27 protein-coding genes and 1 tRNA gene are annotated in these 25,136 nt (G+C 38.5%); 20 read left to right on the forward strand and 8 right to left on the reverse strand.

The window, feature by feature from the left end; genetic code table 11:
- Nucleotides 1-135: 135 nt before the first annotated feature.
- Nucleotides 136-855: a bacteriorhodopsin-like gene (locus tag ACXAG7_RS18700; protein ID WP_408044567.1), complete on the reverse strand. Its 720-nt coding sequence runs from the start codon at nucleotides 853-855 to the stop codon at nucleotides 136-138.
- Between the two features lie 82 nt (nucleotides 856-937).
- Between ACXAG7_RS18700 and ACXAG7_RS18705 the strand changes: the two genes are divergently transcribed.
- The 5 genes from ACXAG7_RS18705 to ACXAG7_RS18725 all read left to right on the forward strand — a co-directional run bounded on the left by ACXAG7_RS18705 (nucleotide 938) and on the right by ACXAG7_RS18725 (nucleotide 3,412).
- Entirely contained in the window at nucleotides 938-1,870 is a 933-nt protein-coding gene (locus ACXAG7_RS18705) for a Brp/Blh family beta-carotene 15,15'-dioxygenase (protein WP_476667769.1), read from the forward strand.
- A 149-nt stretch (nucleotides 1,871-2,019) separates the two neighbouring features.
- A complete protein-coding gene (locus ACXAG7_RS18710) occupies nucleotides 2,020-2,415 on the forward strand; it encodes a lipocalin-like domain-containing protein (RefSeq protein ID WP_408044569.1) in 396 nt (131 codons plus the stop codon).
- 98 nt (nucleotides 2,416-2,513) lie between these two features.
- On the forward strand, nucleotides 2,514-2,672 hold the full coding sequence (locus tag ACXAG7_RS18715) for a hypothetical protein (protein ID WP_408044570.1): 159 nt from the start codon (nucleotides 2,514-2,516) through the stop codon (nucleotides 2,670-2,672).
- Nucleotides 2,673-2,933: 261 nt separating this feature from the next.
- On the forward strand, nucleotides 2,934-3,173 hold the full coding sequence (locus ACXAG7_RS18720) for a hypothetical protein (protein WP_476667770.1): 240 nt from the start codon (nucleotides 2,934-2,936) through the stop codon (nucleotides 3,171-3,173).
- Between the two features lie 92 nt (nucleotides 3,174-3,265).
- Nucleotides 3,266-3,412 (forward strand): hypothetical protein, encoded by a 147-nt coding sequence (locus tag ACXAG7_RS18725; protein WP_476667771.1) that lies wholly within the window; start codon nucleotides 3,266-3,268, stop codon nucleotides 3,410-3,412.
- 55 nt (nucleotides 3,413-3,467) lie between these two features.
- On the opposite strand, the gene ACXAG7_RS18730 is transcribed toward ACXAG7_RS18725, so the two are convergent.
- Nucleotides 3,468-3,623: a hypothetical protein gene (locus ACXAG7_RS18730; RefSeq protein ID WP_476667772.1), complete on the reverse strand. Its 156-nt coding sequence runs from the start codon at nucleotides 3,621-3,623 to the stop codon at nucleotides 3,468-3,470.
- Here ACXAG7_RS18730 and ACXAG7_RS18735 point away from each other — a divergent pair.
- From ACXAG7_RS18735 to ACXAG7_RS18745, 3 genes are all read left to right on the forward strand, one after another.
- On the forward strand, nucleotides 3,622-3,861 hold the full coding sequence (locus ACXAG7_RS18735; RefSeq protein WP_476667773.1) for a hypothetical protein: 240 nt from the start codon (nucleotides 3,622-3,624) through the stop codon (nucleotides 3,859-3,861). The two genes, ACXAG7_RS18730 and ACXAG7_RS18735, sit on opposite strands and share 2 nt — an antisense overlap.
- 469 nt (nucleotides 3,862-4,330) lie before the next feature.
- Nucleotides 4,331-4,480, forward strand: coding sequence for a hypothetical protein (locus tag ACXAG7_RS18740; RefSeq protein WP_476667774.1), 150 nt, complete (start codon nucleotides 4,331-4,333; stop codon nucleotides 4,478-4,480).
- Nucleotides 4,481-5,825: 1,345 nt separating this feature from the next.
- Nucleotides 5,826-7,214, forward strand: coding sequence for a TlpA family protein disulfide reductase (locus tag ACXAG7_RS18745; protein ID WP_408044575.1), 1,389 nt, complete (start codon nucleotides 5,826-5,828; stop codon nucleotides 7,212-7,214).
- Between the two features lie 87 nt (nucleotides 7,215-7,301).
- Here ACXAG7_RS18745 and ACXAG7_RS18750 read toward each other — a convergent pair whose 3' ends face one another.
- Complete coding sequence (locus tag ACXAG7_RS18750) at nucleotides 7,302-8,099, reverse strand: TIGR00266 family protein (RefSeq protein ID WP_476667775.1); 798 nt, start codon at nucleotides 8,097-8,099, stop codon at nucleotides 7,302-7,304.
- A 43-nt stretch (nucleotides 8,100-8,142) separates the two neighbouring features.
- A complete protein-coding gene (locus ACXAG7_RS18755; RefSeq protein WP_476667776.1) occupies nucleotides 8,143-8,598 on the reverse strand; it encodes a DUF4442 domain-containing protein in 456 nt (151 codons plus the stop codon).
- Between the two features lie 156 nt (nucleotides 8,599-8,754).
- On the opposite strand from ACXAG7_RS18755, the gene ACXAG7_RS18760 reads away from it, so the two are divergent.
- The 11 genes from ACXAG7_RS18760 to ACXAG7_RS18810 all read left to right on the forward strand — a co-directional run bounded on the left by ACXAG7_RS18760 (nucleotide 8,755) and on the right by ACXAG7_RS18810 (nucleotide 20,307).
- Nucleotides 8,755-9,183, forward strand: coding sequence for a DUF4870 domain-containing protein (locus ACXAG7_RS18760; RefSeq protein ID WP_408044578.1), 429 nt, complete (start codon nucleotides 8,755-8,757; stop codon nucleotides 9,181-9,183).
- 18 nt (nucleotides 9,184-9,201) lie between these two features.
- On the forward strand, nucleotides 9,202-9,546 hold the full coding sequence (locus ACXAG7_RS18765) for a PadR family transcriptional regulator (RefSeq protein WP_408044579.1): 345 nt from the start codon (nucleotides 9,202-9,204) through the stop codon (nucleotides 9,544-9,546).
- Entirely contained in the window at nucleotides 9,539-11,530 is a 1,992-nt protein-coding gene (locus tag ACXAG7_RS18770; RefSeq protein WP_476667777.1) for a PspC domain-containing protein, read from the forward strand. Before ACXAG7_RS18765 ends, ACXAG7_RS18770 begins: the two co-directional genes overlap by 8 nt.
- Nucleotides 11,531-11,547: 17 nt before the next feature.
- A complete protein-coding gene (locus tag ACXAG7_RS18775; protein WP_476667778.1) occupies nucleotides 11,548-12,078 on the forward strand; it encodes a nuclear transport factor 2 family protein in 531 nt (176 codons plus the stop codon).
- 180 nt (nucleotides 12,079-12,258) lie between these two features.
- Entirely contained in the window at nucleotides 12,259-13,905 is a 1,647-nt protein-coding gene (locus ACXAG7_RS18780; protein ID WP_476667779.1) for an ArnT family glycosyltransferase, read from the forward strand.
- Between the two features lie 10 nt (nucleotides 13,906-13,915).
- Nucleotides 13,916-14,584 carry a M15 family metallopeptidase gene (locus tag ACXAG7_RS18785; protein WP_408044583.1) on the forward strand — a complete coding sequence of 223 codons (669 nt, stop codon included), beginning with the start codon at nucleotides 13,916-13,918 and terminating at the stop codon, nucleotides 14,582-14,584.
- 69 nt (nucleotides 14,585-14,653) lie between these two features.
- Complete coding sequence (locus tag ACXAG7_RS18790) at nucleotides 14,654-15,328, forward strand: hypothetical protein (RefSeq protein WP_408044584.1); 675 nt, start codon at nucleotides 14,654-14,656, stop codon at nucleotides 15,326-15,328.
- A gap of 144 nt (nucleotides 15,329-15,472) precedes the next feature.
- Nucleotides 15,473-16,462, forward strand: a complete 990-nt coding sequence (gene pdhA, locus ACXAG7_RS18795; RefSeq protein ID WP_408044585.1) for a pyruvate dehydrogenase (acetyl-transferring) E1 component subunit alpha — start codon at nucleotides 15,473-15,475, stop codon at nucleotides 16,460-16,462.
- Between the two features lie 23 nt (nucleotides 16,463-16,485).
- Entirely contained in the window at nucleotides 16,486-18,126 is a 1,641-nt protein-coding gene (locus tag ACXAG7_RS18800) for a 2-oxo acid dehydrogenase subunit E2 (RefSeq protein ID WP_476667780.1), read from the forward strand.
- Between the two features lie 116 nt (nucleotides 18,127-18,242).
- Nucleotides 18,243-19,436: an Ig-like domain-containing protein gene (locus ACXAG7_RS18805; RefSeq protein ID WP_476667781.1), complete on the forward strand. Its 1,194-nt coding sequence runs from the start codon at nucleotides 18,243-18,245 to the stop codon at nucleotides 19,434-19,436.
- Nucleotides 19,437-19,446: 10 nt separating this feature from the next.
- Nucleotides 19,447-20,307: a hypothetical protein gene (locus tag ACXAG7_RS18810; RefSeq protein WP_476667782.1), complete on the forward strand. Its 861-nt coding sequence runs from the start codon at nucleotides 19,447-19,449 to the stop codon at nucleotides 20,305-20,307.
- On the opposite strand, the gene ACXAG7_RS18815 is transcribed toward ACXAG7_RS18810, so the two are convergent.
- From ACXAG7_RS18815 to aroC, 4 genes are all read right to left on the reverse strand, one after another.
- Nucleotides 20,299-20,868 carry a DinB family protein gene (locus ACXAG7_RS18815; RefSeq protein ID WP_476667783.1) on the reverse strand — a complete coding sequence of 190 codons (570 nt, stop codon included), beginning with the start codon at nucleotides 20,866-20,868 and terminating at the stop codon, nucleotides 20,299-20,301. The two genes, ACXAG7_RS18810 and ACXAG7_RS18815, sit on opposite strands and share 9 nt — an antisense overlap.
- A gap of 49 nt (nucleotides 20,869-20,917) precedes the next feature.
- Nucleotides 20,918-21,460, reverse strand: a complete 543-nt coding sequence (locus tag ACXAG7_RS18820) for a Crp/Fnr family transcriptional regulator (RefSeq protein ID WP_408044590.1) — start codon at nucleotides 21,458-21,460, stop codon at nucleotides 20,918-20,920.
- Between the two features lie 57 nt (nucleotides 21,461-21,517).
- Nucleotides 21,518-23,491, reverse strand: coding sequence for a chitinase (locus ACXAG7_RS18825; RefSeq protein ID WP_476667784.1), 1,974 nt, complete (start codon nucleotides 23,489-23,491; stop codon nucleotides 21,518-21,520).
- Nucleotides 23,492-23,675: 184 nt separating this feature from the next.
- Nucleotides 23,676-24,740, reverse strand: coding sequence for a chorismate synthase (gene aroC / locus ACXAG7_RS18830; RefSeq protein WP_408044592.1), 1,065 nt, complete (start codon nucleotides 24,738-24,740; stop codon nucleotides 23,676-23,678).
- A gap of 311 nt (nucleotides 24,741-25,051) precedes the next feature.
- Here aroC and ACXAG7_RS18835 point away from each other — a divergent pair.
- Nucleotides 25,052-25,136, forward strand: a tRNA-Ser gene (locus ACXAG7_RS18835).

The following is a 25,136-nucleotide window of genomic DNA, read 5'->3' on the forward strand; positions in this document are numbered from 1 at the left end:
TCCCTTTTCCCCAACTACTTATCAAAATCTTTATCACCACAAAAACGTCTATCACAAACAAACAAACAAAACCTAAACAAAAATCTCGCCGAAGCGAGATCTTTACACGAAGGATATGTTATACCTATACCTTCTTTATTCCGAAGCGGAAACAGCCAAATTAAAGACGACCAATCCGAAGCCGATCTTATTAATGGCATCTCCTATATTATAAATGACATCCATTGGTAGACCTCCAAAAATGCCTTCGTACCACCCCGGTGTTCCGGCCATATACCCTAGCGGATAAATAGCCCAACCTACCAAAACAAACCAGCAAAGCATTTTATGAGCTGACAAAACAGCGCCTCCTGCTCTCAACGCGAGTTTTTTGGCTTCTCCAAACCAGATTTCGTATACGATTGCGAAATAAGCCACTCCTGAAATTAAGCCCCATAGCCACGCCTGTTCTCTAAACACGGCCTCTCCGAAATATCCTGTAATTAGCATGATTACCGATAGTATGATCAATTTCCACATGAGTGATTTTTTGGCTCCTGCCACTTTGAGAATAAGATAAAACTCTACACACATTAAAGGCACCGTTAAAATCCAATCTACATATCTAAAAAAAGTAGGTGAACTCCCATGGCTATACCAATAATCTCTCATATACCAGTAGTGAACCGCCGCAATAAAAGTAATTAATCCAGATACCAAAATAGACGTTTTCCATTTTCTATCGTAACTGCTCATAATTAAAAAGAAAAATACAGAAGCGGCCATCATAGCCATACATCCTACGAAAAAGGTGAATCCTACATAATCATCAGTAGGAATTGGGGGGATTTTAGTTGTTGTTGTTAAAAATTCCATGATAAATATATTTTTTGTTTAAGTAAATTTACAAAATATTAAACAAAAATAACTACCTTTATATCAGTTATTTAAATTAAAAATGAAACAATCTAAACCACTCATACTTGAAAAACCAGGTTTTAACATCGTAATTACCCTTTTCACCTTATGGTTTTCATTTTTCATCGATAGTCTTCTAGAAAATTTTATTGCTTATTTTTTAATTCTAACCTTCGGAGTCATCCATGGAGCAAATGATTTATCATTGATTGATGCGGTTAATAAACGTAACTCAAACACTCCCATACCCTTTTACTCTAAACTCCGTAACTACCTTTTATTGGTACTCGCAGCTCTTCTTTTCTTTTTCTTTTTTCCTGTCCCAGCATTGGTTATTTTTATCCTAATCAGTGCCTATCACTTCGGAGAAGAGCACTTCTCCCCCAAAAGAACCAACTTGATTTTTTTTTCTAAACACGGTCTTTTTTTGAATTATGGCTTACTCATCTTTTTTTTACTCTTTTCTTGTAACCTAGAAGAAACAAATACCATTATTTACGAAATCACCAAAACGACGATCAACCCTTTGTATTATTACCTTGGTCTTTTCATTTCAAGTATGGTGATACTGCTATACTTTTGCTTTTTTATGTATCGAAAGAAAATGACAATGTACGAAGGAGCGAAGCAGGTATTTTTCCTCTTGGTATTCTCAATCCTTTTTAAAACCTCCAGTTTGGTATGGTCCTTTACTGTATACTTTGTTTTCTGGCACAGTATTCCTTCCTTACTTAAACAGGTTACGTACCTCTACGGATCTACCAGTACTCCAAACCTTTTTCGCTTTTTTAGAGCGAGCCTTTGGTATTGGCTGGCTGCATTAGTAGGACTAACCTTGCTATTTTTCTATTTAAAAGACAGCACCCTGCTGCTCGTTATTCTCTTCGCTGCCCTCGCCAGTATAACGCTCCCTCATGTATGGGTACTCAACAAAATGATGAGTAGTAACCAGGATTATTCAAAACAAAATTAGCAGCTGGGTTCGGTTCCCTACTATTTCAATAATAACACAGCAAATTACATTTCACTTAGATCATATTTTGACAGGTTCGCTTTAGAAATTTTCATGCTGCGGTGATTTTATTTATTTTGCAACTGTCTATCGAAAAATTAAAAAATACTATGAACAAAACTACACTAGGCCTACTTTCCTTATGCTTCTTGTACTTCAGTTGTATCACCGTTAATTGTTGCGGACCTGATGAACCCTACGAACCCCTGCTAGGTACCTGGTACCGAGAATCTAAAAATGGAGTACAATATGATGACTGCCTTAAAAAAGATGAACTTGTTTTCACAAAAGACGGTCGGATACGTTTTACCCTTCACGAAAAAACCCCGAATGGCTGTATTCAAAAAGAGATAAAAAATGGTAAGTGGCGTAAAAAAGCAACCAATACCTATGGATTAACCTACGGCTCACAACCTGAAAAAATTGAAAAAATTTCTTTTGATGACGGATTCATTCTCATTTTTGATGCCACCCGAGAAGTTTTTCTACAAAAAAACACGTATTAAGCGATTCAATTTTAAGGTTTTTCCTTACTTTTTTTATTGTTTTTATCGAATTCAAAAAAGCATAAGTCACTAACTTTAGGCGACTTAAAATTTATATCATGATAGAGAACATTTCAAACTTAGGGACTACCTTGAACAAAGCTGATCAACAAACTATCAACGGAGGGGAGCACCCTTGTGGTGTATTTATTCGAATTTGTCAACGCGGATTCGAATTAAACGAATTTTGTGTTTGTGTACCTGAAAGAGGTAACTAAACCAACCTATAGGCAGTCCAATTGGGATTGCCTTTTTTTTTGCAATAACAGTCAACTATACTTCACAACTACGCTAATACAATTCGTCTAACTCCAACATACACTGGTGATCTACACTTTTATTAGGTAGGATCTAAACAACATCTTACCCTCTCTTTCTAATTTACATTCACAGCTTGCAACTGCAAGTCTATAAAACGTTGGTATTCTTCAACTTTTTGTAACAAAAACACCTCTTTAACGTCCCATATAAAAAAGACCATGAAAACCACAAAAACTTCAAAACGTATACGTGCCTATGACTCCACTGGAAATATAGGGTTTCACGAATGGCTCGGCGCCATCTTTTTTATGTTAATCCACGGTAAAAAACACGACTTTCAACAATACCTACTGCCTAAACATGAAAAAAAGAACATTGTAGCAGGATATCTAATAAAACTACTGTTCTTCGTACTATTTGGAATCGTAGTATGGATTGTCATGAGCTATTTTCTATAAAAAAGTATGGTTTTACCTTACTATAAATACCAATTACTTTTAAATTTCTTAAAATCCTTTCGCTAGTTTTAGCTCACTTAAAATCACACATTATGACTAATAAACTAAAAGGTTTAGGACAACCATTATCAAAAGAGCAATTACAATCAATTGGAGGAAGTGACAATTCGGGATGTTTTATCACTTTTCAATGCTACACCGCAGTACAATATGCCTTCTGGGGAGAGTGTTGTGAGTAACTACTAGCGAACTTTGGTTCGCTTTTTTTTTGCCCCCCTTCCTACTTTCTTCCTATTAGCTGACATTTGCTCTTCGTAAACCCAAAACATCCCCATTCCAATAAAAGAAATTTTTATACCATTTACCTATAAGTACCGACCACTTATCGATATTAAGCCAAGTACTCTTCTTTCTCAACGTATTTTTACCACAGCGAAAAAAAAGTATCATGAAAACAGTTTTACTCAACAATATCGATAACCTTAAGAATCTAATTTTAGTAAAAGACAAATACGACACCTTGTTTTTCACCGAAGAGAAAGACTACCTTAGAACCTTAGACTCGAATAATATTGAATTATACGAAGCTCATTCCATGATTTTGAATGGAACCTTATACATTAGAGCAACAAATCCGACAAAAAAAATAATGGATCTCAAAGCTGCTTACCAGCGCGTTTCGGAATAACTTCTGCAGCTATGCAGTATTACTGTTACTTTTCACTCGCTATTTTCAACAACAAATTTCCCTTACTTTACAGCTTCGTAATCTTACCTTCCTAAAAGCTAAACATTTATTCAAACTAGTTTAACAACTTAACCACACCCATCAGCTAATTTTCAAACGTAGTAGGTTACAGGTGCTTAGGCAGCTGTACGATTTAATCGGGAAGGCTATATCAAGGGAACTGCTCTTTTACAAGAGCAGTTTTCGCGTTCCTAAAAGTAGGGTAAACAAGAAAACTCTTGTTATATAAACGAATGCAAATTCACCCCACTTAATTTTTTTGTTACCCAATTGCTCCAATTTTGGAGCAATTCTTTTTTCAAAAACCCACAGATTCGTTGACTTTGTCGATTTAAAGGTTCACACCAACTATTTTTTGTTCCGAAAACAACCTATTCTAGCTATCTTAAAGAAATAAAATCAAAAAATTATGGTAGCACGTATCACACTCGTCAAATTCATCAAAAGTTATGGCAATCAATATGTCATTCAATTTCCTAACCTTAAAGAACCTCTTACTATTGATCGCTATTTTTATGAAAAAATGGTGAGGAGTCCTGAAAAGTTCAAATTCGTTTAATAAGCATTCATCAGTAATTCTGCTTGCTTTACTGCATATAACAGCTGATTAGAATCATGGTTAACAGGTAGCGCTATAGGTAAAAACCATGAGTGCAACTCTAGGGTTTCCCCTTATTGTACAGCTCTTTCAATTAAGGTAGATTGCAATGTGTTTGAAATGCATATTTCGGACAGCTTAATATTTCAAGGGGAAAATTCCTACTCATTTAAGGGTAGGAATTTTTAAGAAAATTACCGACTATATCAATTTGAAAACTAACCAACCTTCATTTTTTCTAACCCCTATACTTTGTTTATCAGCTCCTTCGGGAGCTTTTTTTATTTTTTTTGTGACTTCTTCATTTTTTTGTTGTCTAAAAGAATGTAGTATAGTTTAGTAGTAGTAGATTTGATTGTAACTGATTAAATCAAACCCAAAAAGGTTCTCCTAGGAGAACCTTTTTGGGTTCTGTTATAAGCTGTTAACTCGAGGCATTAATTCAACACTAATCCCCCCAATTTTCCTTTGCAACCAAGTAGCAAAAAACATCAGTAACTAAAGCGCTTTCGCCCTCCTCATGGTTACTAAGGAGGGGGTATCAGCAATAGTCTCTAGGCTCCAACTAGTGAAATTCGGTATTGGTCAATCCAATCTTTTTAATGATTTTTGCAGCACTATTAAGCTTTAAAATTTGTAAGAAGGGTTTTTAAGTGAATAGTCTAGGGAGCCGAAGCGGCTCCCTTTTTCTTTTCAAAACACTAACAAACAGACACTTAAATATCGTTTCATTTTTAATTCCCCTCTTTTTTTTGTACTTTTAGAGCAGTTACTTAATTATTTCCCCTTGTAATATAAGTCGACGGCTCCTCTGTACATTGTGCAGAGGTTTTTTAATTTACAGCGCACACAACTCCCTACAAACAAAGGAGATAAACACAATAATTTTCTCCTACAATTACAAATACGACAAAAAAAATCAAAAAAAAGTTAAAAAACAGTAACACCAACGTGTTTTTGGTATAATTATTGTATTAACATAGCTTTAACAATTAACGTTTAAACTATGAGGAACAATCTACTACTATGTGAAACTTATTTGAGGGGATAATTGTTATTGAAAAAGAAAGAAAACGCTAAAACTGAGATCAATCTCAGTTTTTTTTATTTCCATTAGTTTCTACTAATAAGAATAGATGCATGAGTTAATGTACAACATACCACCCGATTACTTACAAATAATTAATTTATTTCTAACCACTTAAATACGAAAATAAATTCAAATAATTGGTTTATTTCTTTGAAAAAAAAACTAAATAGAGTACTTTCGGGCTTTTAAACACTACATTTACCTAAATATACAAGAATGAAAAAATTAGTACTTTTAGCCCTCATAGGAGGTATTATGCTTTCATGCGACGATAAGAAAGAGCCTGTTAAGGATTACATGGTATTGTCGGGAGCTATAGACAATTTTAAGAAAAGAGACGTAAAGCTTACAGGATTTAACTTTGAAAAGAAAATAAAGTTTGACCGAAAGCAAAAGAACTTTGTAGATACCTTGAGAATTACAGAACCAGGATACTACACGCTTGCCATTAATAAAAGAAAATTCAACCTATACCTTACCCAAACGGATGATTTAAAAGTATTGTTGGATTACAAGAATCCTGAAGCAGTATTGTTTGAAGGAATCAATGCAGCTATCCCAAAATACTTTTTAGCGAAAACAAAAATTTTCTCTGAGCAGATTATTAACTTAAGAGAATTGTTATCATTAGAAGAGACTGCTTTTTTAGAAAAACTTGAAGCGTATAAAAGTGCGTTAACCAACTTGGCAACAACCAGTGGATTACCAGAAGAGTTTTTGAAAAAAGAATTAAAAAATATCGAGTACGAATATTTACGTGATTTATACTACTACCCTGAGTATTATCCTTCTTTAAGTGGCGATAGCGAGTATACACCATCAGAAAACTTCCCTAAAGTGATGGAGCAACTCAATTTCGACAACGGAAACGATTATAAGAATTCGGAACACTACCGTACAATCTTAAAAGAAGAGATTACGAAAAGAGCCAATGCAAAAGCAACCGATGATAGCGACTTACCTACTGTTTTCTTAGAAACAATTCAAACAGAAATCACAGATTCTATCGCGAAAAACGACTTGTTGTTCCAAAAGGCAGAAGACGGAATTACTTATACCGATAATTTAGCGGATTATTATAAGAAGTTTATGGCCTACTCTAACAACAAAGCACATAAACAACGTATCACTGACTTGTTTAACTCGTTAAAATTAACAGCAAAAGGGAATCCTTGTCCTACTTTTGAAAACTACGAAAATTACAACGGTGGTAAAACTTCGTTAAGTGATTTGTTAGGCCACGGTAAATACTTATACATTGATGTATGGGCTACCTGGTGTGGATATTGTAAACGTGAAACTCCTTTGTTAAAGCGATTAGAATTACAATACCACGATAAGAACATCGAGTTCGTAAGCATCAGTGTTGATAACATGAGAGATCATAAAAAATGGCAAGAAACCATCGCCCAAAAAGAAATGGGAGGAGTTCAGTTATTTGCCGATAAATCATTCGCCTCTGACTTTATTAAGAAATTTGCGATTAAAGGATTGCCGCGTTTTATCATGGTAGATCCAGAAGGAAATATCGTTAGCCCTAATGCTCCAAGACCATCTGATGGAGAAAAGCTAATGAACATGTTTGAAGAGTTGGGTATCCAATAAACAAACACAAACCGTATATTACAAAAAAAACCACCAATACTGGTGGTTTTTTTATTTCGTAGCTGTAGCTTGTTAGCAAGCTATAAGCTAAAAACTATTATCTCCATCGAGTAGATTTCCTAATCCACCAAGCACACTACCTTCTCCTCTCTCTCCTCCATTCTGAGGTGCCATAGCCAACACTCTTCCTGCTAATCTACTAAAAGGTAACGATTGTATATATACCGTACCAGGACCTCGTAGGGTAGCAAAAAATAGACCTTCACCACCAAAAATCGTATTTTTAATACCTCCGACAAACTCGATATCGTAATCGACATCCTGAGTAAACCCAACGATACATCCCGTATCGACCTTGAGTACTTCGTCGGGCTGTAGTACTTTTTTAGCCATCGTTCCTCCTGCGTGAATAAATCCTAGTCCATCACCTTCCATTTTCTGCATGATAAACCCTTCACCTCCAAACAGACCTCTACCGAGCTTTTTAGAAAACTCAATCCCAATACTCACTCCTTTTGCTGCACATAAAAAAGCGTCTTTCTGACAAATAAACTTACCGCCAAACTCCGTTAAATCAATGGGGATAATTTTTCCCGGGTACGGTGAGGCAAACGATACCTGCTTTTTACCGTATTCGATATTGGTAAACACAGTCATAAACAAACTCTCTCCTGTCAAAATACGCTTCCCAGCAGAAAACAATTTTCCTAAAAATCCTTTTTCCTGATTTGACCCATCTCCAAAAATGGTATTCATCTGGATTCCTGAATCCATCATCATAAAACTTCCGCTCTCTGCTACCACTCCCTCTTGCGGATCCAATTCTATTTCTACGTATTGCATTTCTTCTCCAAAAATGCGATAATCTATTTCGTGTGCGTTCATAAATTATAGTTTTACTTTATTAGACAGTCATTCGTAAAAATTGTTACGCCTTTACCTTCAAACTCCATTCAAAGCTAAAACTAGAGACCACAATTCCTTCGCTATTTACTCCGCGGGCTCGCACCACTACAACCTGCCCTTCACCAGTTTCAATAGCCTTAGTCAAGGCCTTCCTGATCAACGCACCATCTTCGCAGTGAAACAAAATTTTTCCGGTAGCCTTTTTAGTAAATTCAGCATCCATATTGGTTACTAGCATCGACACCTTTCGCTCACTTTCGGCAATTTCACGCATCACCAATACTCCAGTTGCAAGCTCAGCCGCCATCCCCTGCACTGCCCAAAACATCGATTTGAAGGGGTTTTGATTGACCCAACGATGACGAACGCTTACGGTAGCCTTATCAGTTTCTAAACTCGCAACTCGTACCCCTGTAAAAAAAGCAGCGGGTAACTTAAACAATAGAAAAGCATTGATTTTCCTAGGTGTATACTTCATAAAATTTTGTGTTTCCAAGCAATGTACAACTTTTTACCAAGATAGCCACAAGGAAACCTATTTGTTAAAAAATGTTAAAATTCAGTACTATGTATTGCATAATACCTTTTAAAAGATATATATTTGCAATGTAAAGTATTATATAAACCAAAAATCATGCAAAACAACAAGGAAAACACCAATGCATTTCTGATACATATATCAGCATTCGCGGGCTATTTCTTTCCTTTTGGAAGTATTGTAGTACCCGCTATTTTATGGCAAACCCTCAAAGAAAAAAGCACATTTTTGGATCAGCACGGAAAAGAAGCGGTAAACTTTAATATTAGTTTTGGCCTGTACTTATTTATAGTAAGTGCTTCCTTCTGCTCCATATTCTTCGGAAACATTTTTGATGTTTTTAACGGAATAAATGTTGATTTCGGAGATCACTGGAGCTTAGGAGGCCTATTGGGTTCGTTTGGACTCATCTCCTTCGTAGGTATCGTCACGGTAATGAAAATCGCCTTGATTATCATAGCAGCAATGAAAGCCAACAACGGAGAACCCTATCGATATCCGTTCACAATAAAATTTATTAAATAATCATGTAAACCACAGTAGATGAAGATAGAAAACACAAAAGCTCAAATGCGAAAAGGAGTTCTCGAATACTGCATACTCTCGATTTTAAAACAACGAGATGCTTATACTTCCGAGATTCTCACCACACTCAAGGGAGCCGAGATGATTGTGGTTGAAGGAACCATATATCCATTACTAACTCGGTTGAAAAACGCGGGGTTATTATCCTATAGATGGGAAGAATCAACCTCCGGACCACCAAGAAAATACTACGTCTTAACAGAAAATGGCGGGCTATTTTTAAAAGAATTAGACAAGACCTGGGACAACCTGGTCAGTGCAGTAAACCAAGTAACAAGTACAAAATCAACTGAAAATGAATAAAACGATCAACATAAACTTAGGTGGATTCTTTTTCCATATTGATGAAGCCGCCTACCAAAAATTATCGAGATACCTCGACGCCATAGGAAGGTCATTAAGCGACGACCCACAAGGAAAAGATGAAATTATCGCCGATATTGAGGCACGTATTAGTGAGTTACTCTCAGAGCGTATCACCGATGCCCGTCAAGTAGTGAATGAAGGAGATATCGATGAAATTATCACCATCATGGGGCAACCTGAAGATTATGCTGAAGCTGAAGATGGGTATTCAGAAAACACTGCGTATAAACGCAAGTCAAAATCGTCGAGTAAGAAATTATTTCGCGATGGAGACGACAAATTTTTAGGAGGAGTTTGTTCCGGTTTAGGTCATTATTTAGGCATTGACACCATATGGATTCGTTTGGCATTTTTATTATTGTTAGCTAGTGGGTTCTCACCGCTAATCTATATCATCCTTTGGATTTTACTACCAGAGGCTCAAACTACCGCAGAGAAATTACAAATGGAAGGTGAAGCGGTAAACATCGATAATATAGAAAAAAAAATTAGAGATGAGTTTAATAACATTTCCACCAAAATAAAGGATGGAGCCAGCCATATTTCTGAAAAAATCAGTAAGGCTGATTATGACAAATATCGGTCCGAAAGCAAAACAGGATTCCAAGACTTCATAGATACAATGGGTAAAATTTTACTCGCCGTATTTAAAATATTCGGTAAATTTTTGGGTGCCCTCCTAGTGTTTGTATCCGGAATTACCTTGGTGAGTTTACTCCTCGGAATTTTCTCTATAGGAAGTTTCGAAATACTAAACATCGACAATGACCTTACAGAGATACTCCCCATATTTTACGATTCTGTACTGCCGAGTTGGCTGTTGACTACCTTCTTGTTTTTGTTTTTTGGTGTACCGTTTTTAGTACTTTTGGTATTGGGCCTACGCATCCTTTCTCCAAACCTAAAAAAGTTAAATGGAACTACAGTCATCATCTTGCTAGCACTTTGGTTGGTTTCTTTATTAGGACTCGGATTCACAGCTATTGAGTACGGAACCTCACGTGCCTATGACGGAACAAAAATAGAAAAGCAAACGCTGCAAATTAACCCGAAAGAACCGTTAAAAATACGCGTCGTAAACGATGACAACTTACAGTATAAAGCGTACTTAAGCAGCAGTAACAATGCTAATATTATCGCCGTGGACGACGTGAATAAAAAGTATTCAAATCACGTAAAAATAAGTGTTAAGCGCAGCGAAACTGCTACGGCATACCTGGAAGTCAAAAAGACCTCTGAAGGTCGTAAACGCAGTACAGCAAATACCAATGCGGAGCAATTAGAGTACAAATTTAAAACTGCCAACAACCAAATAGTTTTTGATGCCTTCTTTTTAAGTGAAATCAAAAACCTATTAAAAGACGAGGAGGTAAAACTAACCTTATACCTTCCGGAAGGAACCAAAGTGTATTTTGAAGAATCTGCAAAAAACTTTTTGTACTACATCAAAAACACGGATGATTTATACGATGAAGATTTGGTTAACCACGAACTCATTATGACGGCAGAAGGATTAGACTGCCTCGATTGTGAAACACCTAAAAAATCTGATATCGATTCAACGGAAACAGCTCCCGAAAATACTGACTGGGATCAGGACAGTAAAGAAGATATCAGCTTTTTGTTCGACAGTACTATTAATGACGGAAAAGCCGAATTGATCATCACTTCTGAAACCACCAAAAGCGAATTACAGAAATTGGTTCGCTGGTTTAAAAAACGCAGAAACATCGACATCGATTTTGACGGTTCAGAATTTGATGCCAAAGGAAAAATTATAAAGTACGCTTTACATGTGGATTGCAATGACGGATTCCACGGTCGTACCAAGCAACAAAAGCTTGTTATTGCCAACGGTAAGCACGGTTTTGTACGTCATTACGACAAGGACAACACCACCGTGAACTTTAGTATTTGGTAACCCAATAAACACCGATTATGAACGCTATTTTTGATTTCTTTTTTAAGGGTAATTTCTTCATGAAAATCCTAATGCTCTTGTGGTTGTTTCTTTGCTCACTATTTGGCTTTAGCCAAGTTTCAAAGCAGTCAACACTCTACAAAACCTTAGCTCAAAAAGACAGCCTACTATTCGAGCGTTGCTTTAATAGGTGTGAATTGGATACGTTGTCGGAGATCATTAGTGAGGATTTTGAATTCTATCACGATCAATCGGGATTTTCTGATAAATCGACATTTTTAGCGTCGATAAAGAAGGCTATTTGCAGTAGTCCAGCAGCTAAACCGCTGCGTTCGCTGGTTCCCAACACATTGCAAGTATACCCACTCTACAAGCAAGAAGTTCTGTACGGTGCAATTCAACAAGGACATCACGAGTTTTCCATCGCTACACAAAAGCATAATACAGCCACTAGTCGTGCGCAATTCACACACCTGTGGCTGCTTGAAAATACTACATGGAAATTGAAACGCGTGTTGAGTTTCAATCACATTCCATTACAACATTAGTTCATGGGTTAGCTAACACCTGATGATACTAATACTTGGTTTTATTAGTTGAAGCCAAAGCTGAAAAGCTTTGGCTTTCTTTTTGCTACATCAGCTCAATTACTTAGATTAATTTTACGTTTAGGATTATGCTTCTCAATGAATAAGTTTTACTTTAGTTCCCTGTAAACGAAAAATTATATGCAAACCAAACAGCTCACTGCTGCCGTCTTTTCCGTACTCATTGTTATCAGTTTAATAGGAATGATGCTGGACGTCATGGCTCCTGATGGTGCTTTGTACGCTTCTATTTCCAAAACGATGTACCTCAACAACGACTTCATCAATTTGTATTCATTAGGCGAAGATTGGCTCGACAAACCTCATCTCCCCTTTTGGCTAACAGCACTCTCATTTAAGATTTTCGGAGTTAATAGCTTTGCCTATAAACTCCCTGGAGTACTGGTATTTGCTACAGGAGTGTATTATACTTATTTGTTTGCTAAAAAATACTACAGTCGTCAAACGGGAATATATGCCGCCATTATTCTCGCAACTGCCTTACACAGTGTATTGTCTAATTTTGACGTGCGCGCGGAACCTTTTTTAACGGGGTTTATCATTTCTGCTGTATATCATTTCAGCTTTGTTGTTGATCGTTTCGACACCAAACACCTCCTTATCGGAAGTATCTTTGCAGCCTGTGCTATGATGACTAAAGGCGTATTCACTCTAGTACCGATAGTTGCTGCGCTCGGAGGGCAGCTACTATTACAAAAAAATTGGAAATCGTTGTTCTCCTTTAAATGGCTCCTGGCGTTGGTCTTAATTGCCTTGTTTACCCTTCCCGAAATTTATACGCTATACCAGCAGTTTGACCTCCATCCTGAAAAGATAGTTTTTGGAAAACAAGGAGTATCTGGAGTTCGTTTTTTCTTTTGGGACAGTCAATTTGGTCGTTTTTTCAATACCGGTCCCATCGTAAATCACAACGGAAGTGTGTTTTTCTTCCTTCATACCCTACTCTGGGCATTTCTCCCTTGGGCACTGCTATTCTACCTCGCGAGTGTTTTAAAAATAAAGGCCTTTTTTAAAAATCCTGGATTCAATAGAGAATACTATTCTTTCTTTGCGGCATTTACCGCTATTTTGATGTTTTCATTGAGTAAATTCCAACTCGCACATTATACCAACATCATTTTTCCTTTTATGGCTATTATTACTGCCGACTTCATTGGTAAGCTGCAAGAAAAATCAATAGCCCTCACGCGTACAACAACCTATATACTGAATGGATTAAGTGGTCTTATTTTAGTGGCCATCCCTCTAGTGTACTATTTACTAGCTCCAGAATTCAATTGGATTTTTGTGCTGGGAAGCATCCTTTGTATAGCACTCGTAGTACTGATCAACAAACATTTTAAACAGCAAACCATTACCAAAGTATTTTACAGAACCACAGTGGTATACTTATTGGTATACTTGTTTATGATGACACAGTTTTATCCGACTTTACTGGCATATCAAGCAGGAGTTAAAGCTGCGGAGTGGTCTAACGAAAACCTACAACACATACACACCGTCAAAGAACAGCACGCAGATTTTGGTTTTGAGTTCTACCTCAACACACCACATACACGGGTTCCTTATAGTGAAATAAGCAGGTATTCAGGACAGCACTTTTTTGTAAGCCAAGAGCAACTTTCACAACTAACAAGCACAGCCCTACCTTACAAGGTTTTAGCTTCCTTTGATCATTTTCGCATTACGAAGCTCAATCTTAAATTCGCCAATGCCAAAACTAGAGCGCAAGCGGTACAAAAATCATACGTTATACAATTAGACTAAGCAAGACACTATGAAACATTACTTATTTATCATCCTGACCATTCTGTTAGCTCCATCGAGCTTCGCACAGCTTCCAAAAGGATTCTCTTACGTACATGATATTGCTCCGAGCATTCAAAAAGAGCTCCGTTATTTCACGAGCAATAATTTTGTGGGGAAACGGGTGGATGGATACTTAGCAGATACCCTAATCACATCAACTGCAACGGCTAAAGCGCTTAAAAAAGTCCAAGCAGAATTGCTTACAAAAGGCTATTCTCTAAAAATATACGATGCGTACCGACCTCAAACTGCAGTCAATCATTTTGTACGTTGGGCTCGCGTTATTAACGACACCCTAACCAAACGCCAATTTTACCCTAAGGTAAATAAACGACTCCTGTTTAAACTGGGCTATATTGCTTCGAAATCAGGACATTCACGCGGTAGTTCAGTCGATTTAACTTTGGTGAATTTAAAAACCAATACCGACGTAGATATGGGAAGTCCTTATGATTTTTTTGGTAAAATTTCTCATACCAACTACACAAAACTCACCAAAAAGCAGCTGGCCAATCGCTATTTACTCCGAAAAGTAATGCTCAAATACGGGTTTCGACCTTATAAAAATGAATGGTGGCACTTTACACTGCGTAATGAACCTTTCCGTACTACCTATTTTGATTTTCCAATAAAATAGTAATTTTTAACGCTTTATTTAGACTAAGCCCAGGAAATCAACAGTATATTTGCAACTATGACTATGCGTATGAACAAATTATTTGCCCAATTGCTATGCAGCGGATTGTTATTTTTTTCCGTGAACGGACATGCTCAGTTAGACGGTTCTTTCGGTGGAAATGAAAAAGGTAGTACCGCGCTTGGTGATTTCAAAGTTTCTGCTAAGACGACCACTAAACCCACTTCTTTGGATTTTGACTCTGATAGTGGATTTAAAAATGCTCATAAAGAAGAGCAGAAAAAGCTCAAAAAAAAGCAATCGGCCGAAGCTTATAAAAACAAGGGAATTTTGACCAAGGCAAAAATGGCAGAAGAACAATACCTCCGTTCTTTCCAAAAAATCAATGGTCAATACGTATATCCCGTCATCGATCAAGATCTCGGTAGTTTTGCTACCAAATCAAAAAGTGTTAAAATTATCTGTCGTGATTTTCAATATCCCGACGGCGATAAAGTACGCATCTTTATCAACAATGTACCTGTAGTGTACAGCCTTACCTTGACCCAGAGCTACCAATCGTTTGAAATTCCCTTAGATGAAGGTGTAAACACCATTGAAATTGTCGCATTAAACCAAGGAACTTCAGGTCCAAATACTGCTGCTTTCAAAATATTTAACGACAGTGGCATGTTGATTTCAGAAAACGAATGGAACCTAGCTACGGGAGCTAAAGCCTCGATAATCATCGCAAAAGAAAAGTAAATTAGAAGTCGATAGGTGGCCTAATACTTCTAGGCAATAACTTTTAACACGAACCTTTTTTTAAATTACAAAAAACAACTACTTTTGTAGCTGCGTTTTAAAGTAGTTAAATTCGCACAAACTATAATAAACAACTAATATATAATGAAAGAAATCACCAAAGAGACCTATATCCAATGGTATAAGGACATGTTATTTTGGAGAAAGTTTGAAGATAAGCTGGCTGCAGTTTATATTCAACAGAAAGTAAGAGGTTTTTTACACTTATATAATGGTCAGGAAGCTGTATTGGCAGGATCATTACATGCAATGGATTTAACCAAGGATAAAATGATCACGGCCTACCGTAACCACGTTCAGCCTATTGGTATGGGAGAAGATCCTAAACGAGTTATGGCAGAACTTTACGGAAAAGCTACTGGTACTTCTCAAGGAATGGGAGGATCAATGCACATTTTCTCTAAGGAGCACCGCTTTTACGGAGGACACGGTATTGTTGGTGGACAAATTCCATTAGGAGCTGGACTTGCTTTCGGTGATAAGTATAAAGGAAACGATGCTGTTACACTTTGTTATTTTGGTGATGGTGCCGCAAGACAAGGATCGTTACACGAAACTTTCAACATGGCTATGAACTGGAAATTGCCCGTAGTTTTCATCGTAGAAAACAACGGTTATGCCATGGGTACTTCAGTAGAAAGAACTGCAAACCACACCGACATCTGGAAATTAGGATTGGGGTATGAAATGCCTTGTGGTCCTGTTGATGGAATGAATCCAATTAAAGTTGCGGAAGCTGTAGACGAGGCTATCCAACGCGCACGTCGTGGAGAAGGTCCTACATTCTTAGAAATGAAGACCTACCGATACAGAGGTCACTCGATGTCTGATGCTCAGCACTACCGTACTAAGGACGAAGTTGAAGAGTACCGTAAAATTGACCCAATCACTCAAGTACGCGATATCATCTTAGAAAAAGAATACGCTACTGAAGATCAAATCGATGCGATCAACAAAGAAGTAAAGGAAATGGTTCGTGAGTGCGAAAAATTCGCTGAAGAGTCTCCGTATCCAGACGTAAGTCTTTTACACGATGTCGTGTACGAACAAGAAGATTATCCTTTTATTAAATAATAATCCAGCAAAATAAAGAACATATGCCTACAAGAATTAATATGCCTCGCTTGAGTGATACCATGGAAGAAGGTGTGGTAGCACAATGGTTAAAAAGTGTTGGAGATAAGGTAGAAGAAGGAGATATCCTTGCTGAAATTGAGACAGATAAGGCCACTATGGAATTCGAATCATTCCATGAAGGTACTTTATTACATATTGGCGTACAAGAAGGTGAAGGAGCACCTGTTGACAGCCTTTTAGCTATCATCGGTGAAGAAGGTGAAGATTTTTCATCTTTACTAAATGACGACACCACTGCGAGTACCGCTACAGAAGAAACTACTGCTGTTGAAGCAGCAGCAACACCTGCACCAGCTGCAACAAGTACTACTATTCCTGAAGGTGTTTACTTGGTAAACATGCCACGCTTAAGCGATACTATGACGGAAGGAACTGTTGCTTCTTGGTTAAAACAAGTAGGTGACCAAGTTGAAGAGGGAGATATTTTAGCCGAAATCGAAACAGACAAGGCTACTATGGAATTCGAATCATTCCATGAAGGAACTCTTTTACATATTGGTACACAAGAAGGTGACAGCGCTCCTGTTGATAGCTTATTAGCCATCATTGGACCTGCAGGAACAGAGGTAGCACCATTGCTAGCAGCCAATGCTGCCGGAACGGTAGCGGAAGCTCCTGCAGAAAAGAAAGAAGCGTCTCCTGCCCCTGTAGCTACAACTACAGTTGCAGAAACCAAGGCTACAGAAACTCCGGTTGCAAACACTGTAAACGGTCGTATTTTAGCCTCTCCTCTAGCAAAGAAAATTGCTAAAGACAAAGGATTTAACTTAGCTGATATCAAAGGATCAGGTGAAAACGGACGTATTATCAAAAAAGACGTTGAGAACTTCACCCCTGTTGCGAAAACAGCAGCACCTGCAGCTAGTAACACAACTACTGCCGCGCCAGCAGCTGTTACAAACTTCGCTATCGCTGGTGAAGAACGTACTGAAGAAGTGAAAAACTCTCAGATGCGTAAAGCCATTGCTAAGTCATTAGGAAACTCTAAATTTAGCGCTCCTCATTTCTACTTAAACATCGAAGTAGATATGGACAATGCTATTGCATCTCGTAAAACGATAAATGCAGTACCAGATACTAAGATATCATTTAACGATATGGTTGTAAAAGCTTGTGCTATGGCCCTTAAAAAGCACCCACAAGTAAATACTTCTTGGTCGGATAATGTAACGAAATACCACCAACACATTCACGTTGGAGTTGCCGTTGCTGTTGATGAAGGATTAGTGGTTCCTGTAGTAAAACACACCGATGCATTGAGCTTAACTCAAATCGGAGGCGCTGTAAGAGACTTAGCTGGTAAAGCCAGATCAAAGAAAATTAAGCCAGACGAAATGCAAGGAAGTACATTTACGGTTTCTAACTTAGGAATGTTCGGTATTGAAAGTTTTACTTCAATCATTAACCAACCAAACTCTGCGATTTTATCTGTAGGAGCCATCGTTGAGAAACCAGTGGTTAAAAACGGACAAATCGTTGTTGGAAACACCATGAAGTTAACGCTTGCTTGTGACCACAGAACCGTTGATGGTGCTGTAGGAGCTCAGTTCTTACAAACGTTAAAAACATTTATTGAGAACCCTGTAACTATGCTTGCCTAAGCTTTTACAGCAAAACTCAAATCACCTATAAAAACTCGAAGTTGATACTTCGAGTTTTTTTTGTTTGTAATGTTCCGTGAAGTCTTCGACTAAAATTTCAGAAAAGAAGATTTTATATGAAACCATTGTTCCTATTTTTTATTGTCACACTCGTATTCACAAGCTGTGTATCCAATGATATTATTGACGATCGCGTTGCGGAAAAGCTTAGTTTTAATAATACGATTAGTGAACTCGCTATTACTAAATCTCACCAATTCACTACCAAATACACCAACAATGTCGGTGAAGTTCGCACCCCAAAAATTGAATGGACCAGTTCTGACGCGAATGTGTTACGCGTTACCAACAGCGGTCTAATTACTGCGCTTAACCTAGGAAATGCGAGTATTACAGCTAGCACCAATGCCGATGGAGTTACGGTAAGTAACACCCAAAACATAACAGTCATCGCCCTAAAAGCAGTCTTACAGCTCAACAACCCTATCGAAAATTTAATTGTGAACAGAACACATCAATATCGCAGTCAGTTCACCAATACACTAGGACAAACACAAAATTTACCCATACGCTGGTCGAGCTCCAACTCCGCTATAGCTACGGTAAATACCGATGGTTTGGTTAGCGCGAAAAGCGAAGGAGCAGTTACCATTACAGCTAGCATAACCAGTAATGGAGAAACCATTAGTACTACCGACAACTTTCGCGTAATTCCTGTTGGAGAAAGCTTGAGTATCAACAATCCTATTGCGGAGCTCACGGCAGGGAAAACACATCAGTACACGACTACCTACAGCAATGCTAACGGGCAAAATCAAAACGTAGCCGTACGTTGGCAATCCTCTGATGCTGCGATAGCAACCATCGATAACACGGGTAAAGTAATGGCTGTAAAAGCTGGGCAAACAACACTCACTGTAAGCTATACGAATGCTTCCGGTCAAACCCTTACGGATACGACTTCACTAACGGTGAAAGCCCCTCAAATACGTCAGAAATCAGGAACGATCAAAACGACCAGTAGTTACGAACTCAAAGGGAGTTTCGTTATCAAAGAAATTCCAGGGACCAACGATTTAGAACTCATTGTAGCCGCAGACTACAAGGCCTCCACAGCCCTACCCGGATTGTATTTATACCTGACAAACAATCCAAACACTATTGCCAACGCAAAAGAAATAAAAAAAGTAGCCGTTTTTAACGGAGCACATCGTTACCTCATTGAAAACACGGGTATCAATGACTATAGCCACTTATTATACTGGTGTAAACCTTTTAGTGTAAAAGTAGGTGAAGGTGAAATTCAATAATCAAGACATTATGATAAAAAAATATTTAATCGTGTTCGCAGTACTACTCTGCGGTGTTCAAGGACAAGCCCAATGGGCCAAAGGCAAAGGAAAAGGCTATTTTAAACTTTCGGCTTGGTACTTACAATCAGACCAACACTTTACCAATACAGGAGCCTTGGACCCCAATGTTACCCGTACTCAATTCAACACCAATCTCTATGCAGAATACGGAATTAGCTCTAAAGTAGATGTAATTGCCTACATTCCATTTTTTGCACGAGTTGCTCAAAACAACCAGGTGTCAGGAACCAATGGTAACACGCTACAAGCCGGTGAAGCGCTCTCGTCATTTGGCGATGTAGATTTGGGAATCCGCTGGGCGTTTTTCAAAAAAGGTAATTGGGCTTGGGATGCCAAATTACTACTCGGACTTCCTACGGGGAATTCACAAGGTGGTAGTGACGGTAGCTATCAAACTGGGGATGGTGAATTTAATCAATACCTAGTTACTTCAGTAGGCTACAGCACGCAGGTATACAACCTTCCTGCCTATCTAAAATCGTATATCGGATTCAACCAAAGAAGTAAAGGATTCTCTGATGAATTTAGAACAGGATTTGAATTTGGCGTTAACGTATTGCCTAAAAAACTTTGGTTGAGTACCCGACTAAACCTACTAAGACCTTTGAAAAACGGAACTCTAAATGCCGCTACGGGTAACGGTAGTATTTTTGCCAATAACGTAGCCTACAGTAGTTACGGATTTGAAGCCGCTTATTTTATCACCGATACTATAGGGGTTTCTGCAGCCTTTGATTCTGCCTTTTCTGGACGAATCATCGCCGCAAATCCATCGTGGTCTGCTGGAATCTTCTACGATTTAAAGTAAGTGCTCGGCCATTTCAATAGCTTTACGAGCCTGAACCACATGACGTTCATTGTGGTATATAACAAATCGGAAAGTATCTCCTAAACGAAATTTGAGTAAAGGCAGCGTAATCGCTGTCTTTATTTTTGTCAAATTATAGGCCGCCGACTCGCTGAGTAACTCCATTAGCTCCGCTTGTAAGGCAGTAAATTCTTCAAGTACTTCAGCAACCGCTAAATCAGCTAGCACCGGGGTTTTACTCTTAAACGTTTTCATCGTTTTCATCGTTTTCATATCGGCCTTGGGTAACATGTCTTGGGCAAATCGATTTCCCCAGTATCCGGACTTAAATTCGTCACACATTTCCTTTGAAGCCTTGTCCAGTCGACGTTTTATTTCAGCATTGTAAAAACGCGCGTACATGTTAAGGTGTTCAATACATTCAACAGCACTCCATTGATCAGGGTGCTCCTTAGATTGCAATACTGCTTCCGGTATCATTTTCCACTTGGTGATTTCCTCTTGATGTGCCGCTACCAAGCCGTTGAGTTCTGCTAATAAGGCTACTTTCTGATAGATCATATTCGTTTTTTTACAAAGTTCCGAAACACCTCCTGTGTAAAACTTGATTCTAATCAAGATTTTTTAAAATTCTAGATAAGGTTTCTGGAGTCATTCGCGCATAAGAAGCGATGTATTTCAATGGAATCTCCTGAAATACCTGCGGACTTCTCTGTAGTAAACGCTCTACTCTTTTTTGGGGAGCATACGTAATTAAATCGAGTTCTCTCTCCATTTGTTGTACTACAAAACTCTTTAATAACGCTGTCCAGGCCTCTTTTATTAGCGGTGATTCTTCGAGCAATGTTTCATAACGCAATTTACTCATGACTCTGAGCTCCGTTTTCTTTAACGCTTGAATATAGAACATACTGGGCGCTCCAGTAATAAAACTATCCAAAGCTGTTATGATCGAATTCTGATAGCCAAAACGAATAGTGTGCTCTTCCTCTTCACATACAAATACACGTAGGCTACCACTGCGAATCCAATATATTTCAGTAGCGACATCGCCGGCTACACTGAGGTATTCATTTCGCTTATAAGTTAGCTCCTCTTCCCAATGCTCTTCTAAGGCTTCCAAGAATTGTATATACACTTGCTGTTGATTCATACTTTCAAAAATACGATTCCATAATTACAAAAAAAAGGTAGCGATCGCTACCCTTTTTCACCGTTTAACAAACATCCCTTGATAGGTATAAACAGAGCCCTGAATTTTGTAATAGTAAATCCCAGCAGGCAGTGAAACTTCTCGTCTGTTCTCCAAAGCTTCCGAAGGTTCTTTACTGCTTTGCGCATACACGAGGTTCCCAACACTAGAAAATACTTGTACTTGCTTAACGTTAGCTTCCTTGGGCCAAATATTCAAAGAACTCGTTTGTTCATTATACATGAGTAGTACCACAGGCTTAGGCAATTTTCCTTTCGCTGTTTCAGGGCACTCGCCAACGACTTTCCACACCTCAGCGTTCCCCGGAATATTACCTTGTGTCCACCACAGCGCTTCGTATAATTTAGCCTTATAATGTACACGTTGTCCGCGGGTATATACTTTAACCTTTGCCCAACTTGTGGCTCCACAAGAAGTTCCGGCATCACCCACACAGTTGTATATATATTCCCAAGCCGTTGATTCACCGGGCCTATCTACCGCTGCCACATACCATTTATTTTTATAAACCAGGTCTTTATAGCGAACGAAATTCCCAGATTTTTCATAAATCACAGGTTTCCACTGAGGGAGCTCCGAACAATTCATTTGTTTACCATTCCATACCAAAACCTTTGCAGTGGTCGTTACTTCTTGACCGTCTACAAAACTTGCCTTCGCTTTCAATTCATGAATACCATAAGAATCAGGTATCCAAGAAAAATGCGGTTCTTTAAAAATTTGACTTCCTACAACTACTTGAAGTGATCTAAGTTTGGTTCCTTTAACATCTATCGCTAGTTGTACTCCTATTGCAGTTAACTCTCTTTGTTCAATCACCTCAACATCGCCGAAGTTAGTAAAGGACACTACTGGCTTTTGTGCACAAGGCTCTGCAGTCAAATCAGCCGAATCTCCTCCGTATTTTTCGGTATCCTTACAACCACAATCCGACAAATCGTGTACGCCATCCATATCGGTCCCTACACCAAAGACTTCAGAAAATCGTCGGTAGTACCCTATTCGATCTAACACCTGCGATTTTTCTATTCCTTGTCCGCACTCAACACCTCCATTGATAATATTTACCGTCATTCCAAAACCAGGAATACGCTGCTTTTTTAAATCCAATGTATTAGGTTTCCACAAATTGGTCATCACCTCATGGGCTGAGGGTTTAGGATATTGAGGAGTCATCCAAAACCAAATTGCTGTTTGAAAAGCCAACGCAGCATCTTGAAGAAGGAGATCGGGATTGTCGAGCAACACTTGCTTATCACCGAATAAAAACGCACTCGCCATTCCGTAGTTGTAATTATACGACAGCTGAATAGGACCACGTCCTTTATACGATTTTCCGGGCGTGGGTGGATAATTAGCATCGGGATAAGCGTAAGAAGCAGTAGTAGGTTCCTCTCTAAAGTGCAATCCCCAAGAAAAACGACCACCTGGCGCAGTATCCCATCCTCCAGTAGTTTCGTGTGCTATATTCGCTAGAAAAGCCATCAACTCTCTGGTTCGTATTGCTATGCTACCCCTTTCCAAAAAATTACCGTAATCAATAATGGTCGTAATAACTTCCTTAGTTTGATTTCTCGGAGCGTCAAAATCAGGATCATTTCTCAAAACCGTGCGTTCACCTGTCACTTTATCTATTCTAGTAATGTGATAAGCATTGGTTCCACAACGCCGTTTAAATTCAGCTTTTAGTTGCTGCATTCGCTGTATTGCCGTTACAAAGGAAGCATAGGTATAAAAGTCGTCCTTGGGGTTTAGTACCCAAGTACCACCACCAGTATCTTTTGCTCCAAATCGATACGGAAACAGGGCATTCCACAAGGCTTCCGAGACCAAACTATGCGAAGCTAAATCAGGCTTTATTGCTTTTGCATTTTGTGAGGAATGCCGATACTGAGCCTGCGTAGTAGGTTGATACCAACCTATTATTAGTACTAGTAACAGGCCTTTAAACGAAGATCGTTTACTTTTCATAATAGTTATAGAATTAAAGGGTTAATGCCGTGCGACGTCACAAGGTGTAACTCGTACAGCATACAGAAGTACGCATTAACTCTACAAAAAATAAAAAATTATAGCTCAAAGCCTTCAAATCATCGACCAACCTCAGTGTAGCCTATTAAAAAGTCAAAAAAAAGAGCCTAAAAAGGCTCTTAGATTATTGTGTTCTTCTCATTTTATTTAATAGATAAAAATCGGCAAGTACGAGAGCGGTCATCGCCTCGACTATTGGTACTGCTCTCGGTACCACACAAGGGTCGTGTCGTCCTCTCCCCTGAATGCTTGTCGCTTCTCCTGCTGCATTGATCGTTTCTTGGTGTTGCATGATAGTCGCTACCGGCTTAAAAGCCACTCTAAAATAAATATCCATACCATTAGAAATTCCTCCTTGAATTCCTCCGGATAAATTAGACTGGGTCGTTCCATCTGCTAAGAATGCATCATTATGCTCCGATCCACGCATCTTTGCACCGCAAAAACCACTACCGAACTCAAATCCTTTCACGGCATTGATCGAAAGCATGGCTTGTCCTAACTGCGCGTGTAATTTATTAAAAATGGGTTCACCGAGCCCTATCGGTACATTTTGAGCAACGCAAGTAATGGTTCCGCCAATAGTATCTCCTGCTTTGCGAATTTCATGAATTTTCTCAATCATTTGCTCAGCTGTAGCCTCATCGGGACAACGTACTATATTTGTTTCTGTTTTAGTAAAATCGAGATCCTGATAGGGTTTTACCATAAAAACCTCTCCTACGGACGAGGTAAACGCATTGATCTCAATATGACTGATCAATTGTTTCGCCAAGGCTCCTGCAACCACCCAATTGGCAGTTTCTCTTGCTGAAGTTCGACCACCTCCTCTGTGATCGCGAATACCGTACTTTTTATCATAAGTATAATCGGCATGTGACGGGCGATACACATCGGTATTATGATTGTAGTCTTTGCTCTTCTGATTGGTATTTTTAATAATAAAACCAATAGAGGTCCCCGTAGTAACGCCTTCAAAAATCCCAGACATAAACTCAACCGTATCGGGTTCTTTACGCTGGGTGACAATTTTTGATTGTCCGGGCTTCCGTCTGTCCAATTCATTTTGGATAGCCTCAAAATCTACTTTTATACCTGCTGGAAAACCATCGATGATTCCTCCGATAGCCGTTCCATGTGATTCACCAAAAGTGGTAAGTTTTAAAATGTTTCCGAATGAATTAAACATGTCTATAATATTAGAACAACGAAAGTAGAATTATTTACGAGAAAAACACAATGAATCCTTAACATTTATCGATAAAAATCAGTCCAAATTAACCTTCAACCTTCCTTAATTTACCGTCTTTTCACTTCTCGTAGTCTCTTAGAACACTCAAACGCTTTACTAGGCTAAAAAAAAACACCACAACACAAACTCATTTTCAAACACTTACACCATCACCTTCAAAAAACGATTAAAAAATCGTTGCTAAAATTTTATCAAATCAAAAAAAGCTTCTATATTTGCATCCGCTATCGGGAATAACCGACAGCAAAGGAGAAATGGCAGAGTGGTCGAATGCGGCGGTCTTGAAAACCGTTGTCTGTAACAGGACCGGGGGTTCGAATCCCTCTTTCTCCG

The sequence above is a fragment of the Tenacibaculum sp. AWR4_210 genome, from assembly GCF_056160945.1.